General features: G+C 69.3%; 11 protein-coding genes. All 11 read left to right on the top strand.

From position 1 onward, the window contains the following. Positions 1 to 160: 160 nt before the first annotated feature. The 11 genes from ACQKIE_RS14845 to ACQKIE_RS14795 all read left to right on the top strand — a co-directional run bounded on the left by ACQKIE_RS14845 (position 161) and on the right by ACQKIE_RS14795 (position 16,328). Entirely contained in the window at positions 161 to 7,771 is a 7,611-nt protein-coding gene (locus ACQKIE_RS14845) for an ESPR-type extended signal peptide-containing protein (protein WP_427460422.1), read from the top strand. Between the two features lie 207 nt (positions 7,772 to 7,978). Beyond that, positions 7,979 to 9,694 carry a type II secretion system ATPase GspE gene (gene gspE / locus ACQKIE_RS14840; protein WP_427460511.1) on the top strand — a complete coding sequence of 572 codons (1,716 nt, stop codon included), beginning with the start codon at positions 7,979 to 7,981 and terminating at the stop codon, positions 9,692 to 9,694. A gap of 10 nt (positions 9,695 to 9,704) precedes the next feature. Further along, positions 9,705 to 10,922 carry a type II secretion system inner membrane protein GspF gene (gene gspF, locus ACQKIE_RS14835; RefSeq protein ID WP_427460420.1) on the top strand — a complete coding sequence of 406 codons (1,218 nt, stop codon included), beginning with the start codon at positions 9,705 to 9,707 and terminating at the stop codon, positions 10,920 to 10,922. A 23-nt stretch (positions 10,923 to 10,945) separates the two neighbouring features. Continuing rightward, positions 10,946 to 11,371 (top strand): type II secretion system major pseudopilin GspG, encoded by a 426-nt coding sequence (gene gspG / locus ACQKIE_RS14830; protein ID WP_427460417.1) that lies wholly within the window; start codon positions 10,946 to 10,948, stop codon positions 11,369 to 11,371. Positions 11,372 to 11,388: 17 nt separating this feature from the next. Next, complete coding sequence (locus ACQKIE_RS14825) at positions 11,389 to 11,895, top strand: GspH/FimT family pseudopilin (RefSeq protein ID WP_427460415.1); 507 nt, start codon at positions 11,389 to 11,391, stop codon at positions 11,893 to 11,895. After that, positions 11,892 to 12,311, top strand: a complete 420-nt coding sequence (locus tag ACQKIE_RS14820) for a prepilin-type N-terminal cleavage/methylation domain-containing protein (protein WP_427460413.1) — start codon at positions 11,892 to 11,894, stop codon at positions 12,309 to 12,311. The genes ACQKIE_RS14825 and ACQKIE_RS14820 overlap by 4 nt, the downstream gene beginning before the upstream one ends. Continuing rightward, positions 12,308 to 12,973 carry a prepilin-type N-terminal cleavage/methylation domain-containing protein gene (locus ACQKIE_RS14815; RefSeq protein ID WP_427460411.1) on the top strand — a complete coding sequence of 222 codons (666 nt, stop codon included), beginning with the start codon at positions 12,308 to 12,310 and terminating at the stop codon, positions 12,971 to 12,973. The genes ACQKIE_RS14820 and ACQKIE_RS14815 overlap by 4 nt, the downstream gene beginning before the upstream one ends. Beyond that, positions 12,970 to 13,824 carry a general secretion pathway protein GspK gene (locus tag ACQKIE_RS14810; protein ID WP_427460409.1) on the top strand — a complete coding sequence of 285 codons (855 nt, stop codon included), beginning with the start codon at positions 12,970 to 12,972 and terminating at the stop codon, positions 13,822 to 13,824. The genes ACQKIE_RS14815 and ACQKIE_RS14810 overlap by 4 nt, the downstream gene beginning before the upstream one ends. Further along, a complete protein-coding gene (locus tag ACQKIE_RS14805; RefSeq protein ID WP_427460407.1) occupies positions 13,821 to 14,969 on the top strand; it encodes a PilN domain-containing protein in 1,149 nt (382 codons plus the stop codon). The genes ACQKIE_RS14810 and ACQKIE_RS14805 overlap by 4 nt, the downstream gene beginning before the upstream one ends. After that, complete coding sequence (gene gspM / locus ACQKIE_RS14800; RefSeq protein ID WP_427460405.1) at positions 14,950 to 15,552, top strand: type II secretion system protein GspM; 603 nt, start codon at positions 14,950 to 14,952, stop codon at positions 15,550 to 15,552. The genes ACQKIE_RS14805 and gspM overlap by 20 nt, the downstream gene beginning before the upstream one ends. Beyond that, positions 15,549 to 16,328, top strand: coding sequence for a hypothetical protein (locus ACQKIE_RS14795; RefSeq protein ID WP_427460403.1), 780 nt, complete (start codon positions 15,549 to 15,551; stop codon positions 16,326 to 16,328). The genes gspM and ACQKIE_RS14795 overlap by 4 nt, the downstream gene beginning before the upstream one ends. Positions 16,329 to 16,336: the final 8 nt, after the last annotated feature.

The raw sequence follows: 16,336 nt of genomic DNA, 5'->3' as shown, positions 1-16,336 counted from the left end.
GCGGGTCCCAGAATACTTCGTTGTATTCGACGGTCCGGGGCCAGGGGAAAGCAGTCACAGACACATCGTCCGCCGCGGTCGCGACGGACTGGCGACGGGCAGCGCGCCGCGCGCCCGCGCATCGATCGCTCATCAGCGGACATCTGGGAGGAAGGTTGACGTGAATACCATCTACAGCAAGGTCTGGAACACATCCCTCGGCATTCTCGTCGTGGCGTCGGAACTGGCGCGAGCCCGCGGCAAAGGCGGTACCTCCCGACGCCTCCGCGCCGCCTTGGCCGCACTGCCCCTGGCCGCCGGCGTGATGCTGGCGCTGGGCAGCCCGACGGCACAGGCGGGCAACGTCTGCGGAGGCTACCTGCTTGGCCTGCAAGGCAAGGCGCCGGTGGCGAAGGGCGCGGATGCCTTCGCCTGCGGTACCGGAGCGAAGGCCGAAGGCGACTACAGCAGCGCGGTCGGTACGAAGGCGCGCAGCGATGGTGCTTACAGTGTGGTGCTCGGCAACGATGCGCAGTCGCTCGGGCTATGGTCCACCGCGGCCGGCCAAGCCTCCCGTGCCATCGGCACCAGCGCCGTCGCCATCGGCGCATCGGCGTACGCGAGCGGTTCCGCGAGTTCAGCCATCGGCACCGGTGCACGTGCCACGGCAAAGAATTCCGTCGCCCTCGGCGACGGCTCGATCGCCGACCGCGCCAACACGGTATCGATCGGCAAGGTCAACGAAGATCGCCAGCTGGTGCATGTCGCCGACGGCACGCAATCGACGGACGCGGTGAACAAGCGCCAGTTGGACACGGTCTCCACAACGGTGACGGGCGTTTCCAACCGCGTGGATACGTTGACGCAGACCGTCGACGGCGTCGCACAGGACGTCGACGCGCTCTCCGCGAGCGTGAGTGACGCCAGCCACTACTTCAAGGCGAACGGCCTCGGTGACGGGAGCGACGACGCGCTGGCGACCGGCCAGAACGCGACGGCGTCCGGCTCGGGCGCCTTCGCCAATGGCGACGGCGCCACCGCCACCGGCAGCGGCGCGGTCGCGACGGGAACGAACGCCACGGCAACCGGCTACGGCAGCGTGGCGACAGGACAGAACAGCGCGGCGTACGGTGCAGGCGCGCAAGCTGCTGGCCCGGGCAGCGTCGCCGTGGGCGGCGTCGCCGTGGACGAAGACGGCAACCCACTCATTACGAACCAAGGCGTGCCAGTCGACACCGGTGCGACGAGCGCCGGTGTCGGCGGTACCGCCGTGGGCGCAAGCGCGAACGCGAGCGGGTTCGCGTCGACCGCTAGCGGCGTCGGCGCCTATGCCAGCGGTGCGCAGGCGACGGCGGTGGGCGCGGTGGCGAATGCCATCGGCGACTACTCGACGGCCATCGGCACGCAGAGCGCGGCCACCGGCATCAGCAGCGTCGCCGTGGGCGAGACATCGCAGGCCACGGGTGAGGAAAGCGTCGCCGTCGGTGGCACCGCTTACGGCGGCTTCGTTCCCACCCTCGCCAGCGGCGTCGGCTCGTCAGCATTCGGCAACGGTGCCTGGGGCTCCGCGGACTACACGACGGCGCTTGGCTGGTCGAGCACGGCGGACCATCTGAACGCGACGGCGGTGGGTGCGGTCGCGGGGGCGTTGGACGTCGGCGCGGTGGCGGTGGGTTACCGCAGCGCGGCGATCGGCGGGCAGACCACGACGGTTGGCACGAATTCGTTCGTCTGGGGTGAGAACGCGTCGGCCTACGGATCGAACACTTCCATCTGGGGAGACAATGCGACAGGCGTCGGCAGCGCGGCCACCATCGATGGCGACGACAGCACGGCGGTCGGCGCGAACAGCGCGGTGACGGGCAGCGGCTCGACGGTGACGGGCGCGGGCAGCGTGGTCGACGGCGACGAATCGACGGCCAACGGTCACGGTGCGATCGCCACCGGCACCGGTGCCTCGACCTTCGGCGCAGGCAGCCTTGCAAGCGGCGACTACACGACAGCGGTCGGCCAGGGCGCGTACGCCGGTGCGAACGGGGCGAGTGCCGTCGGTAGCGGCGCGGTGGCGACGGGCGAAAACGCGACGGCCAGTGGTTACGGCAGCGTCGCGACCGGTCAATACAGCGCGGCCTATGGTGCCGGTGCACAGGCCGAGGGCCCGGGCAGCGTCGCGGTCGGCGGTGTGGCCGTGGACGCGAATGGCGATCCGCTGATCACGAACGGTGGCGTGCCGGTGGATACGGGCGCGACGAGCGCCGGTGTCGGCGGCACGGCAGTCGGTGCGAGCGCGAACGCCAGCGGCTTTGCGTCCACCGCGAGCGGCGTCGGCGCTTTCGCCAGTGGTGCGCAATCGTCCGCCTTCGGCGCGGTGGCGAATGCCATCGGGGACCTGTCGACTGCGGTCGGCACGCAAAGCGCAGCCACGGGCGTGAGCAGTGTCGCCGTGGGCGAGAGCGCGCAAGCCACCGGCGACGAGAGTGTGGCGGTCGGCGGCAGCACGTTCTTCGGCTTCATTCCGGCTCAGGCCGCGGGCTATGCGTCGTCGGCCTTCGGTGCCGGCGCGTGGGCAACCAATGACTACGCCACCGCATTGGGCTGGAACAGCTGGGCGGACGGCGTGAGCAGCACGGCGATCGGCGAATCCGCGATAGCGGGAGCCGACAACTCGGTCGCGCTCGGCGCGGGTTCCTACACGGACCGCGCCAACACGGTCTCGGTGGGCGACGTCGGCAGCGAACGGCAGATCACCAACGTGGCGGCCGGCACGGAAGACACCGACGCGGTCAACAAGGGTCAGCTCGACGCATCGGTGAACGACGCGACGCGCTACTTCAAGGCGACCGGCAATGGCGACGGCTCCGACGACGCGCTGGCGACAGGACAATACGCAACGGCATCGGGTTCCGGATCGTTCGCCGGGGCCGATGGTGCGAGCGCCTTTGGCAGCGGCGCCGTGGCGACGGGCACGCAGTCGACGGCGACGGGTTATGGCGCTGTGGCAACCGGCCAGAACAGTGCGGCGTACGGCGCGGGTGCCGTGGCCGACGGTCCGGGAAGCGTGGCGGTTGGCGGCAATGCCGTCGACGAAGATGGCAATCCGCTGATCACCAATGGCGGTGTCCCGGTGGATACCGGCGCAACGAGCGCGGGTGTCGGTGGCACGGCGGTGGGCGCGAGCGCGAACGCGGAAGGCTTCGCGTCCACGGCGAACGGCGTGGGTGCCTTCGCCAGCGGTGCGCAATCGTCGGCTTTCGGCGCGGTGGCGAATGCCATCGGCGACTACTCGACGGCCGTCGGTACACAGAGTTCGGCCACCGGCGCGAGCAGCGTCGCCGTGGGCGAAAGTGCGCAGGCTACCGGCGACGAGAGTGTCGCGGTGGGTGGCAGCACGTTCTTCGGATTCATCCCGGCACAGGCGACAGGCACGGGCGCCGCGGCTTTTGGGGCGGGCGCCTGGGCGACGGCGGATTACGCCACGGCGTTGGGCTGGAACAGCTGGGCCAACGCCGAGAGCACGACCGCCGTGGGAGAAAGCGCGACGGCGTCCGACCTCGGTGCCAGCGCGCTGGGTGCGCAGACGACGGCCAGCGGCGTGCAGTCGACGGCGGTCGGCGCGGCGGCCGCGACGGACGGCGATTTCGCCTCCGCCATCGGCAGCGGCAGCTATGCGGCGGCGGCCAATGCGACGGCAGTAGGTGGTCTGGCCGCCGCGACGGCGGAGGACAGCACGGCGGTGGGCGCGAACGCCGAAGCCTCGGGTGCGGGATCCACGTCGACGGGTGCCGGCAGCCTGGCTTCCGGTGACGAATCCACGGCAAACGGCCACGGCGCGATCGCCGACGGGACGGGTGCCTCGAGCATCGGCGCGGGCAGCTTCGCCAGCGGCGATTACACGACCGCTACCGGTCAAGGTTCTTACGCCGGAGCCACCGGAGCGAGCGCCATCGGCTCGGGTGCGGTGGCAACAGGGCAATTCGCCACCTCCACGGGCTACGGTTCCGTCGCCTCCGGGCAGAACAGCGCGGCGTATGGTTCGGGCGCGCAGGCGTCGGCGAACGGCACGACCGCCATTGGCGGACAAGCGCTGGACGAAGACGGCAATCCGTTGATCACGTACACCGCCACGGGCGAGGCCGTCGGCCCCGCCACGGCGTCCGGCCTCGCGGCCACGGCGGTCGGCGCGAGCGCACAGGCCGAAGGACAGTTCGCCACCGCACTCGGCACGGCGGCGTTCGCCCAGGGCGAGCAGGCGACGGCGACCGGTTTCCTCGCGCAAGCGTCGGGCGCTGGCGCGGTCGCGAACGGTTCCCAGGCATTCGCCGATGGCGATCTATCGGTGGCGACGGGTTACGGTTCCGCGGCGTACAGCGCCGGATCGACGGCGATCGGCGGCGGCGCCAGTGCGGCGGGCGAGGGCAGCGTGGCAATCGGCAACTACGCCGAAACCGGCTTCGCCTTGTTCGGCCTGGAGAGCGCGAACGCGGTCGCGGTGGGTACGGGCAGTTGGGCGCTGGGCGACAGCTCGACCGCATTGGGCGCGAATGCCTGGGCCCTCGCGGACAACGCTGTGGCGATCGGTGCGAATTCGACGGCTGATCGCGCGGACACCGTCTCGGTGGGCGACGTCGGTAGCGAGCGGCAGATCACCAACGTGGCCGCGGGTACGGAAGACACCGACGCGGTGAACAAGAGCCAGCTCGACGCGGTCGCCGGTGGCGTGAGCGATGCCAGTCATTACTTCAAGGCCAATGGCCTGAACGATGGCAGTGACGATGCGCTGGCGGTGGGCGAGCAGGCCACGGCGGCGGGCTCGGGTGCCTTCGCGGGTGCGCAGGGTGCGAGTGCCTTCGGTTCGGGCGCTGTCGCGACCGGCACGCAGTCGACGGCGACGGGTTATGGCGCGGTGGCGACCGGCCAGAACAGTGCGGCCTACGGCGCGGGTGCCATGGCCGACGGTCCGGGAAGCGTGGCGGTCGGCGGCAATGCCGTCGATGAAGACGGCAATCCGCTGATCACCAACGGCGGTGTCCCGGTGGAAACCGGCGCGACCAGCGCGGGTGTCGGTGGCACGGCGGTGGGCGCGAGCGCGAACGCGGAAGGTTTCGCGTCCACGGCGAACGGCGTGGGTGCCTTCGCCAGCGGCGCGCAGTCGACGGCGGTGGGTGCGGTCGCGAACGCGATCGGCGACTACTCGACGTCGGTCGGCACGCTCAGCGCGGCCACGGGCGTGAGCAGCACGGCGGTGGGCGAGAGCGCGCAGGCGACCGGCGACGAAAGCGTGGCCGTCGGTGGCACCACGTTCTTCGGCTTCATCCCGGCGCAGGCGACGGGCACGGGAGCGGCCGCGTTCGGCGCCGGTGCCTGGGCCACGGCGGACTACGCGACATCGCTCGGTTGGAACAGCTGGGCGGACGGCATCGACAGCACGGCGATCGGCGCATCGGCGACCGCTCATGCCGACAACTCGGTGGCGCTGGGTGCCGGCTCGCTCAACAACCGCGCGAATACCGTCTCGGTGGGCGATGTCGGTGCCGAGCGGCAGGTCACGAACGTGGCCGCGGGCACGGAAGACACCGACGCGGTGAACAAGAGCCAGCTCGACGCAGTTGCCGGTGGCGTGAGCGATGCAAGTCATTACTTCAAGGCCAATGGCCTGAACGATGGCAGTGACGATGCGCTGGCGGTGGGCGAGCAGGCCACGGCGGCGGGCTCGGGTGCCTTCGCGGGTGCGCAGGGTGCGAGTGCCTTCGGTTCGGGCGCTGTCGCGACCGGCACGCAGTCGACGGCGACGGGTTATGGCGCGGTGGCCACCGGCCAGAACAGTGTGGCCTACGGCGCGGGTGCCATAGCCGACGGTCCGGGAAGCGTGGCGGTCGGCGGCAATGCCGTCGATGAAGACGGCAATCCGCTGATCACCAACGGCGGTGTCCCGGTGGAAACCGGCGCGACCAGCGCGGGTGTCGGTGGCACGGCGGTGGGCGCGAGCGCGAACGCGGAAGGTTTCGCGTCCACGGCGAACGGCGTGGGTGCCTTCGCCAGCGGCGCGCAGTCGACGGCGGTGGGTGCGGTCGCGAACGCGATCGGCGACTACTCGACGTCGGTCGGCACACTGAGTGCGGCCACGGGCGTGAGCAGCACAGCGGTGGGCGAGAGCGCGCAGGCGACCGGCGACGAAAGCGTGGCCGTCGGTGGCACCACGTTCTTCGGCTTCATCCCGGCGCAGGCGACGGGCACGGGAGCGGCCGCGTTCGGCGCCGGTGCCTGGGCCACGGCGGACTACGCGACATCGCTCGGTTGGAACAGCTGGGCGGACGGCATCGACAGCACGGCGATCGGCGCATCGGCGACCGCTCATGCCGACAACTCGGTGGCGCTGGGTGCCGGCTCGCTCAACAACCGCGCGAACACGGTCTCGGTGGGCGATGTCGGTGCCGAGCGGCAGGTCACCAACGTGGCTGCCGGCACGCAAACCACGGATGCGGTGAACAAGGGGCAGCTCGATACGCTGGCCGACAGCGTCAGTTCGGCCGCTCACTATGTGTCTGCGACGGGCGCGGCGGACGGCTCGGATGACGCCTCGGCCACTGGCGAACTCGCGACGGCCACGGGTGCGGGCAGCAGCGCAACGGGCGACCTGTCCACGGCTTCCGGTGCCTTCGCCTCCGCGGGCAACGAATCGGCCACGGCGATCGGTGCGTTTGCAACCGCCAGTGCCGCAGGGTCCACCGCGATCGGCGACAGCGCGAGGGCGCTGGCGGCGAATTCGGTGGCGCTCGGCAGCGGTTCGCTCGCCACCCGGGCGAACACCGTCTCGGTGGGCAGTGCAGGTAACAATCGCCAGATCACGAATGTGGCGGCGGGTACCCAAACGACAGACGCCGTGAACCTTGGCCAGCTCAACAGCGCCTTGACCAGCGCCTTCTCGGGAACGTCCGGCGCGGCGGGCAACGCCGTGGCCATGGCCCTCGGTGGCGGTGCGACCATGGGTGCGAACGGGCTGGTCGGGCCGGTGTACCGGGTGCAGGGCGGTTCCTACGGCTCGGTAGGCGACGCGGTGGGAGCCCTGGATGGCGCGCTCTCATCGCTCGGCAATCGCGTCGGTGCCCTCGAGACGCAGTCGGGCGGCGGCACGAAGCCCGGCGCCGCGCTGCCGCGTAGCGGCACCGCGGCACCGTCGATCGCAGCCCGTTCCGCGCCGGCGCCCACCGCGGTGCCGGAGGTCGCGGCCGCGGTGACGGCCGCCGCCGTGGCGCCCGCGCCTGCCGCGACCGGGGCTCCGGCTCCCGCGGCCGCGGCGCTGCCCATCACCCCGGCGGCCGTCGATGGCGGCGGTGCGCCGATCACCAACGTCGCCGCGGGTACCGCGCCGACGGACGCCGCCAACGTGAGCCAGGTCGACCAGGCCGTGGCCACCGCGAAGTCCTACTCCGACCAGGGCGACGCCACGACGCTGCAAAGCGCCAAGGCCTACACCGACCAGAAGTTCGGCGACGTGGTCAGCGGCGGTGCGTTCGACGAGTACAAGCGCACCGTCGACCACCGCTTCAACAACCTCAACGACCGCCTGAACAAGGTGGGCGCGATGGGGGCCGCCATGTCCCAGATGGCCTTCAGTACGCAGGGTGTGAACGGCGACAACCGGCTCGGCGTGGGCGTCGGCGGCTACAAGGGTCAGGGCGCGCTGTCGGTCGGTTACTCGCGGAGCCTCACCCCGAATGCGACCGTCACCTTCGGCGCCGCGATCAGCGGCGGCGAAAGCTCCGGCGGCGTTGGCGTAGGCGTTGGCTGGTAATGAGCCCGGCGGCGCCCTACAAGGCGCCGCCAAGTCCTTGAAAGCCGGCGGCAACGCCGGCTTTTCCTTTTTGCGCCACGTCGCGGAACGCGCGCGTCGCGGTCGCCGTCGACGCACGGTATGTGCTACCAATAGCGGCCCGTACGGTCAGGAACGATCGCGACGGACGACGCAATCAACGGACCGTGTGGAGATGGCATGTCTGCGATGACCGAGCACAGGGACATGCTCACCGGCGAACCCGGCGAGGCACAGGTCTGCGCGCACCTGGTCGCCCACGGCCGGTTGAAGGACACCGACCTCGCGCGGGCCCGCCGCCTGCACGACGAAACGCCCGAAGGGACGCTCACGGCCCTGATGGCCCGGCTAGGACTGGTGTCGGAACGGGACCTCGCCGACGCGTGGGCCGACCTCCTCGGACTCCCCCTGCTGGCGGCCAAGGACGCACCGGAGTTGCCGCCCGCGGACACCGAACTCTCGGTCCGCTTCCTCAAGCAGTACCACGTGGTCCCGGTTCGCGAAGGTGACGACGGGCTGGTCCTCCTCGTGGCCGATCCCGCCGATCCCTATCCATTGCAGGCGGTCCGCCTGGCAACGGGCCGCGACGTCCAGCTCCGCGTGGGGCTGCGCTCCGAGATCGACGACCTGATCGAAAGGTATTACGGGCAGGGCAGGTCGGCGATGGGCAGCATCGTCGAGAGCCTGGACGGCAACGCCGCGGTGGAGGACGACGTCGAGCACCTGCGCGACCTCGCCTCGGAAGCGCCAGTCATTCGCCTGGTCAACCTCATCCTGCAACGCGCGGTCGAACAACGTGCCTCCGATGTGCACATCGAGCCGTTCGAGAACCGGCTCAAGGTGCGCTACCGCATCGATGGCGTGCTGCACGAAGTGGAAGCGCCGCCCTCGAGTTCGACCGCCGCGGTGATTTCGCGCGTGAAGATCATGGCGCGGCTCAACATCGCCGAGCGCCGCCTTCCTCAGGATGGCCGCATCCAGTTGCGCGTGCAGGGCAAGGAGCTCGACCTGCGCGTTTCCACCGTGCCGACCAGCTTCGGCGAGTCCGTGGTCATGCGCATCCTCGATCGCGAATCCGTGGTCTTCGATTTCGCGTCCCTCGGTTTCACCGACAACTTCCGCGGCCGCTTCGTCGAGGTGCTGGATCGTCCGCACGGCATCCTGCTCGTCACCGGCCCGACGGGCTCGGGCAAGACGACCACGCTCTACACCGCGCTGTCGCAGATCAACACGCCCGACGTGAAGATCATCACCGTCGAGGATCCGGTCGAGTACCAGATCGAAGGCATCAACCAGATCCAGGTGAAGCCGCAGATCGGCCTCGATTTCGCCGGCGCGCTGCGCTCGATCGTCCGCCAGGATCCGGACGTCATCATGATCGGCGAAATGCGCGACCTGGAAACCTGCCGCATCGCCATCCAGTCGGCGCTCACCGGCCATCTCGTGTTGTCCACATTGCACACCAACAGCGCGTCGGGCGGCATCACACGGCTGCTCGACATGGGCGTGGAGGATTACCTGCTCGGCTCCACCGTCAACGGGATCCTGGCGCAACGCCTCGTGCGACGCCTGGATCCGGAAACCGCGGTGCCCTATGAGGCACTGCCCGAGGTGATCGAGCAATTCGAACTGCACAAATACACCGACGAGCGGCCGATCCGCCTGTGGAAGCCCGGCTCGAGCGCCGCCAATCCCACCGGCTATCGCGGACGTCGCGCAATCATGGAATTCCTGGTGATGAGCGACCCGCTGCGCCGGCTCGTGATGCAGCGTGCGGACGCGGGCGAGATCGAGCGCCAGGCGCGCGCCGAAGGCATGCGCACGATGTATGAGGACGGCCTCGCAAAGGCGGTGGCCGGCATCACCACCATCGAGGAAGTCCTGCGCGTCACGCAGGAATCGTAGGCCGACGCGCATGAGCCAGTTCCGCTACCGAGCCATCAGCGCCGCCGGCGAAGTCCTCTCCGGAAGGATGGAGGCGACGTCCGTGGAGGACGTGGTCGCGCGCCTGCACGACCAGGGCCATACGCCGCTGGAAGCCGCGCCCGCCGATGGTGAATCGACTGGCAGCGGCCTAGCCGCCATGTTCCGCAAGGGGCCTTTCACGGGCGACCAGCTCGCGCAGTTCACCCACCAGCTCGCCACGCTGCTCGGCGCGGGCCAGCCGCTCGATCGCGCGCTGGGCATCCTCCTCGACCTGCCGGAGGGCGAGCGCGCGAAGAACATGGTGGAGCGCATCCGCGATCGCGTACGCGGCGGCACCACGTTGTCCACGGCACTGGACGAAGAAAACGGCGTGTTCCCTCGCCTCTACGTGAGCCTGGTGCGCGCGGGCGAGGCCGGCGGCTCGCTCGACGAGACCCTGCGCCGGCTGGCCGACTACCTCGAGCGCGCGCAGGCTTTGCGCGGCAGCATCATCAACGCGCTGATCTACCCGGCCTTCCTCATGGTCGGCGTCCTTGGGTCGCTCGTGCTGCTGCTGGCGTACGTCGTGCCGCAGTTCGTGCCGATCTTCGCGGACATGCAGGTGCCCATCCCGTTCATCACCCAGGTCGTGCTGGCCATGGGTACGGCGATCAGCGACTGGTGGTGGGCGATCGTCGGGCTGCTCGCCGTGCTGGCGACGGTGCTACGGCTGCGCCTGCGCGATCCGGATACGAAGCTCGCCTTCCACGGCCGCCTCCTCACGATGCGGGTGGCGGGGCCGCTGCTGTTGAAAGTCGAGACGGCGCGCATCGCGCGCACGCTGGGCACGCTGCTGAAGAACGGCGTCCCACTGCTCTCGTCGCTCGCCATCGCACGGCAGGTCACCGGCAACCGCGCTCTGGACCTCGCCCTCGAGCAGGCGGCCGACCGCGTGAAAGGTGGCGCGGGCCTGGGTGCCGCGCTGGCGCAGACGGAACGTTTCCCACGCCTCGCCCTGCAGATGATCCAGGTGGGCGAGGAAGCCGGTGCTCTGGACGCCATGCTGCTCAAGGTCGCCGACACGTTCGACGTGGAGGCCAAGCGCGCCATCGACCGACTGCTCGCCGCGCTGGTGCCGACGCTCACCATCGTCATGACGGTCCTCGTGGCATTCATCATGGCGGCGATCCTGCTGCCGCTGCTCAGCCTCACCAGCAACATCAATTGATCAATCGTTCCAAGGAGCTTTCCATGCGCGCGAACCATACTCTCCGCCACAGCCATGCCCGCGGCTTCACGCTGCTGGAAATGCTCGCCGTGATCGTGCTGATCGGCATCATCGGGGCCATCGTCGTCACGCAGGTGGGCAAGAACGTCGACAAGGGCAAGTACGGCGCGGGCAAGGCCCAGCTCACCACGCTGGGCCAGAAGATCGAGAATTACGCACTCGATAACGGCACCCCTCCGCATGCGCTCGAAGACCTCACCAGCAAGCCGGCCGATGCGGGCAACTGGCAAGGGCCGTATGCAAAGGAATCGGACCTCAAGGATCCGTGGGGCCATCCCTTCGGCTACCGCTATCCTGGCGAGCACGGCAGCTTCGACCTCGTGTTCTACGGCCAGGACGGCAAGGCGGGCGGCGAAGGCTACTCGGCCGATGCCGGCAACTGGCAGTAAGAAGGGAGACGCCGGTGATGCGTGCGTGGGAAGCGCGCTGGCGCGCGAACGGACCTGCCGCAAGGTCCCTTCGCGTGCCGGCGCGCTTCCCACGAGGATTCACACTGTTCGAGATGCTGGCCGTGATCCTCCTGATCGGCATCGCCGCTGCGGCCGTGTCAATTCCAGTCACGCAAGGGCTCGCCAGCGCTCGCGTCAACGCCGCGAGCGGTGAACTGGCGGCCGCGCTTCGTTGGACGCGCGCGCAGTCGATCGTGCGCGGACAGGCCCTGGCGCTGGAAGTGGACACCGCGGCATCGACCTATAAGGCGCCGGGAAAGAACGACGTCCACCTGCCGAAGGACATGCGGGTATCGATCACCAGTGCGCGCGAAGACCAAGCCAACGCCAGCACGGGCCGTATCCGCTTCTTTCCCGACGGCAGTTCCACCGGTGGGCGCATCACCCTCAAGCGCGGCCAGCGCGAATGGCATGTCAATGTCACCTGGCTTACGGGCGCCGTCAGCGTGGTGGACACGCGATGACGCCGCGTCCTCGCCAGCGCGGATTCAGCCTGCTCGAGGTGATCGCCGCCATTGCAGTACTCGCGATCGCATTCGCTGCACTCATGCAGGTGGCGGGCAGCTCGCTCAGCCTCACCGCGCGGGCGAACGAACGCACCCAGGCCGCGCTGCGTGCTCGTTCGCTGCTCGACGGCGCATTCGTGATGGAGCCGGTGCAGGAAGGCGCGAGCGATGGCCGCTTCGACGACACCTACCGCTGGCGCATGAACGTCAGCCGTTACCAGCCTCCTGGTGACATGCCAGCGGGAGACGATGGGGCCTCTGGCGGGATGTACCGCCTCGACCTCGATGTCATGTGGGGCCAGGAAGGTAGCGAGCGCCATGCCCGTTTCTCCACGTTGCGCCTCGCCGGCTCCGGCGGAGGCAACTCGCCATGAGGCGCGCCGGCGGTTTCAGCCTCATGGAGGTGCTGGCGGCGCTCGCCCTGCTGACGATCGTGTTGCTCGGCGTGTATTCGGGCATCAGTACCGCCACGCGCATCGTTCGCAGCGGCGGTGCCGCCATCGAGCGGATGGACGAGATCCGATCCGCGCAGAATTTCCTCCGCGGCGAACTGGCACAGGCGCTGGTGGTGCCCTTCGACCAGACCGACGATGGCGATCCCATCGTCTTCGCGGGCGACAACCATTCGCTGCGTTTCGTCGCACCTCTGCCGGGTTACCTTTCGCGGCTCGGTCCGCAGTTGCAGATGGTCTCGCTGGTCGAGGACGGCAACTCGGGGTACCGGTTGGAAGTGCGCCTGGCCCTGTTGCCGCCCGATGGGAGCGATCCGCAACCGCTCGGCGAGCCGGAAGTGCTCCTGCGCGGCATCCGCAAAGGCGCCTTCGCCTATCGCGGCATGGACGAGCAGAACAGGCCGGGTGACTGGAAAGACGAATGGCCCGACGCACGCCGTACGCCGTCCTTGGTTCGCGTCGACCTCGAGCTGGACGGCAATGTCGCCTTCCCGATGATGCTGGCGCCGGTGCGGATCGATCCGTCCGCGTCGCGCAACGGTTTTAGCGCCGGGCGCCTGCCGCATGGACCGATAACCCGATGATGGCTCGTCGCGACCGAGGCGTTGCTCTCCTTATCGTGCTGTGGGGCTGCACGCTGCTGGCCATCATGCTGGGCGGTTTCGCCGCGCTGGCGCGCACGGAAGGCCTGCAGGCGCGTTACCAGTACGCACAGACGCGGGCCCACTATGCTGCCGAGGCGGGTGTCATGCGTGCCATCGAGGGCTTGCAGGGACGCGACATCGGCTCGCGCTGGATCGCCGATGGCCGCAGCTACCTGTTCGAATTCGACGACGCCAAGGTGACGATCACGATCGTCGACGAAGACGGAAAGGTAGATTTGAACGCCGCCTCAGGCGACGTGCTGACCGGCCTCTTCAAGGCGGCAGGGGCGACGGACGACAAGGCCCGGAGTCTGTCCTCCGCCATCCAGGACTGGCGCCGTCCCGGCGACGCGGCATCGCCCAACGGTGCGAAGAAGCCGCAGTACGACGCGGCCGGCGTCGGCTACGGACCGCGCAACGGCCCCTTCGCCACGGTCGAGGAGGCGCGGATGGTGCTGGGCATGGATGCGAAGACCTGGAGCGCGGTGGCACCTGCCTTGACCATCTGGTCGGGCCGCGAGCGGCCGAACAGCGAGCATGCGCAGGCGCTGGCGCTCGCGGCCATTCCCGGGCTCGGTCGCGCCGGCGCCGATGCGATCCTCGCGAAGCGAGGCCAGGCCGATGGCGGCGTCGTCGCGGGGGGCAACGGTGTCACGCACACGATACGTGCGGAAGCGATCCTTGACGACGGAACCAGGAGTTCCCTTACATCGACCATCCGACTACGTGGGATAAGATCGGGAAACCAGCCCTACGCCGTATTGCGTTGGCGCGAAGGAGACGCTGAATGACGACATTGCAGGAAGCCTCCCAGTTACAGTTCGACCGCCTGCGCCGAGCCTGGCGAGGCAGCGCGCTGCCTGGCTTCCTGCACTGGTGGGGCGGCGAACTCGCACCGCTCGTGCCGGTTCGCTGGCGCCTGGCGTTCGCGGGTGGCAAGCGCTGGTATGCCATCGAGCGCGGTGAGGCGGGCTGGCGACTGCGTCGTGCGGGCGAAACCGCGAGCCTCGCGGAAGTCGCCGACGTCGACGGTCCGGAGCATCGCGCCGGCGTGCTCGCGCACGCGCTGGCCGAAGCCGATCCCATGGACCGGCGCGTCGCCCTGGTGCTTCCGGCCGCGCACGTACTGCGCCGCCGGCTCGTCCTTCCGCTCGCGGCGCGGGACAACCTGCGCCAGGTGGTGGGCTTCGATCTCGACCGCCAGACACCTTTCCGGGCAGAGGACATCCACTATGGCGTCCGCGAACTCGGCGAAACCGCCGCGGAGGGCCGCTTCATCGCTGAGTTAGCGGCCACGCCGCGCTCGACGCTCGACCCGTTGCTCGACCAACTTGCCGCGCTCGGCATCCATCCCGACCGCGTGGACGTGGCCCAAGGCAATGCCCTGGCCGGTCTGGACCTCCTTCCTCCGGCGCGGGCGCCCCGCCGTGTCGACCGGCGCCGGCGTCTCAACGCGGCGCTGGCCGCGGTGATCGTGCTGCTCGTGTTCACCGGCATGGTCGGCTGGCTGCACAACAGGAACACGGCCCTCGACACCATGAGCGCCACCGTCGAGTCCATGCGCGCCGACGCGCAGCGGGTGTCGGTCTTGAGGCAACGACTGATGGACAGTGCCGGCGCATCGGGATTCCTCGCCCGCAAGAAGACGGAGAGCCCCTCCATCCTTCCGGTGCTGGAAGAACTGACCCACCGCCTCCCCGACGACACCTGGCTCGAGCGCTTCACGCTCAACGGCACCGGCCAACTCGGTTTCCAGGGCCAGAGCCCACAAGCCGCACGGCTCATCGACGCGCTCAAGGGGGCCCGCACCATCGGCGAGCCCAGCTTCCAGGGCACGATCCAGTCCGACCCCACTTCCGGCAAGGAGCGCTTCTACATGCAGGCGAAGGCATTGATGCCGAAGCCGGAGACCGCGAATGCGCATGAAGCCCGCTGAATCCCGCGTCGCCGCGCTCCTGCTGTTGCTGGTCGTGCTCGTTGCCGGTTACTTCGCCCTCGTCCATTGGTGGTTCGTGGCGCCGCAACTGGCGATCGCCGACCAAATGGACGACCTGCGCGATACCCATCGCCGGTATGCCGCGGCCATTGCCGAACGGCCGCAGCTGGAAAAGCGCCTGGCGGCCCTTGAGCAGGGTCAGACGCATAGCGACGCCTTCCTGGCTGGCGATGACGCCAACGCCGCGGCCGCGGGCCTCATGCAGCGCATTGTCGACGTCGCGGCGGCCCATCGCGAGGACGGTGCCTGCGACGTCGTACAGAAGATGCCGGTGCCGAGCCAGGAGAAGGCCGGCGATCCCTATCGCAAGGTCACCGTCAACATCAGCCTGCGCTGCCAAATGCAGCCGATGACCGCCGTGCTGCACGACATCGAGGAAGAAACGCCCTACCTCTTCATCGAAGACTTCAGCATCTATCGCAATCCCGTTGCGGCCCGTGCGGGCGCGGCGGCGCCGATGGAAGTCCAGTTCACCGTGTCCGGCTACATCCATGCGGCGCGCGCGCCGAAGGCGGCGTCATGAACGCCGCCGGTCAACGTCGCTTGACGCCGGTGCTCGCGACCGTGGCGGTGGTGCTCGCCGCCCTGGTCGCTTCGCTGCTGCTGGGCGTCGGCCGCGGCGTGCGATGGGAGGCGCCGGGCACGCCGGAGCCGTTACCCGCCGCGCGTCCGGTGGCAATGCCGACGCCCACGCCACTCGGCCGTTTCGCCGAAGTCTGGCAGCGTCCCCTGTTCATGGCGGATCGCAAGCCGGCGGCGATGGCGGACGCCGGTGACGACACCGGCAACATCGGTGACCTCGAGCTCACAGGCATCATCGTCACGCCCGGCTTGCACATGGCCTTGCTGCGCGACCGGAGCAAGGACAGCACGGTGCGGGTCAAGGAAGGCGGCACGCTCGGTGACGGCCGTTGGACCCTCGCCACCCTTTCGCCACGCAGCGCGGTCTTCGAAAGTGGCGGTGAACGCCGCGAGCTCACTCTCAAGGTGGCCGCGCCTGATCCGCTGACGAAAGACGCGCAGCGCGCAGGCATGCCATCCATGCCGCCGGGCCAGGCGCCCGTGCCAGGTCGACCGCAGCCCGCGGCTGGTAATGGCGTGCACGTGGAGCGGCAGCCGTCCGGCATGACAGGCCCCTCGCTACCGCGTCCTGCTACGGCAGGCACGGCGAGAACAGAACAGCCCCGGCAGGGCGACGACGCGCTGCAGCGAGCGCGCATTGAAGCCCTTAAACAAGCGGTCCAGAAACGCCGCATGGAACAGCAACAGCGACAACAGCAAGCCACGGATTTGAGATAGCGGGCAAC

This window comes from Luteibacter sp. NPDC031894 (assembly GCF_050273135.1).
GTDB lineage: Bacteria > Pseudomonadota > Gammaproteobacteria > Xanthomonadales > Rhodanobacteraceae > Luteibacter.
Note: the sequence above shows the minus strand (reverse complement) of the source record. Positions and strands in the feature narration are given on the sequence as shown.

Excerpts from the sequence above, each read along its gene's own strand:
- gspF (WP_427460420.1), top strand. The coding sequence starts at position 9,705 with ATGAGCCAGTTCCGCTACCGAGCCATCAGCGCCGCCGGCGAAGTCCTC.
- ACQKIE_RS14825 (WP_427460415.1), top strand. The coding sequence starts at position 11,389 with ATGCGTGCGTGGGAAGCGCGCTGGCGCGCGAACGGACCTGCCGCAAGG.
- ACQKIE_RS14795 (WP_427460403.1), top strand. The coding sequence starts at position 15,549 with ATGAACGCCGCCGGTCAACGTCGCTTGACGCCGGTGCTCGCGACCGTG.
- ACQKIE_RS14815 (WP_427460411.1), top strand. The coding sequence starts at position 12,308 with ATGAGGCGCGCCGGCGGTTTCAGCCTCATGGAGGTGCTGGCGGCGCTC.
- gspG (WP_427460417.1), top strand. The coding sequence starts at position 10,946 with ATGCGCGCGAACCATACTCTCCGCCACAGCCATGCCCGCGGCTTCACG.
- ACQKIE_RS14810 (WP_427460409.1), top strand. The coding sequence starts at position 12,970 with ATGATGGCTCGTCGCGACCGAGGCGTTGCTCTCCTTATCGTGCTGTGG.
- ACQKIE_RS14820 (WP_427460413.1), top strand. The coding sequence starts at position 11,892 with ATGACGCCGCGTCCTCGCCAGCGCGGATTCAGCCTGCTCGAGGTGATC.
- gspM (WP_427460405.1), top strand. The coding sequence starts at position 14,950 with ATGCGCATGAAGCCCGCTGAATCCCGCGTCGCCGCGCTCCTGCTGTTG.
- gspE (WP_427460511.1), top strand. The coding sequence starts at position 7,979 with ATGACCGAGCACAGGGACATGCTCACCGGCGAACCCGGCGAGGCACAG.
- ACQKIE_RS14805 (WP_427460407.1), top strand. The coding sequence starts at position 13,821 with ATGACGACATTGCAGGAAGCCTCCCAGTTACAGTTCGACCGCCTGCGC.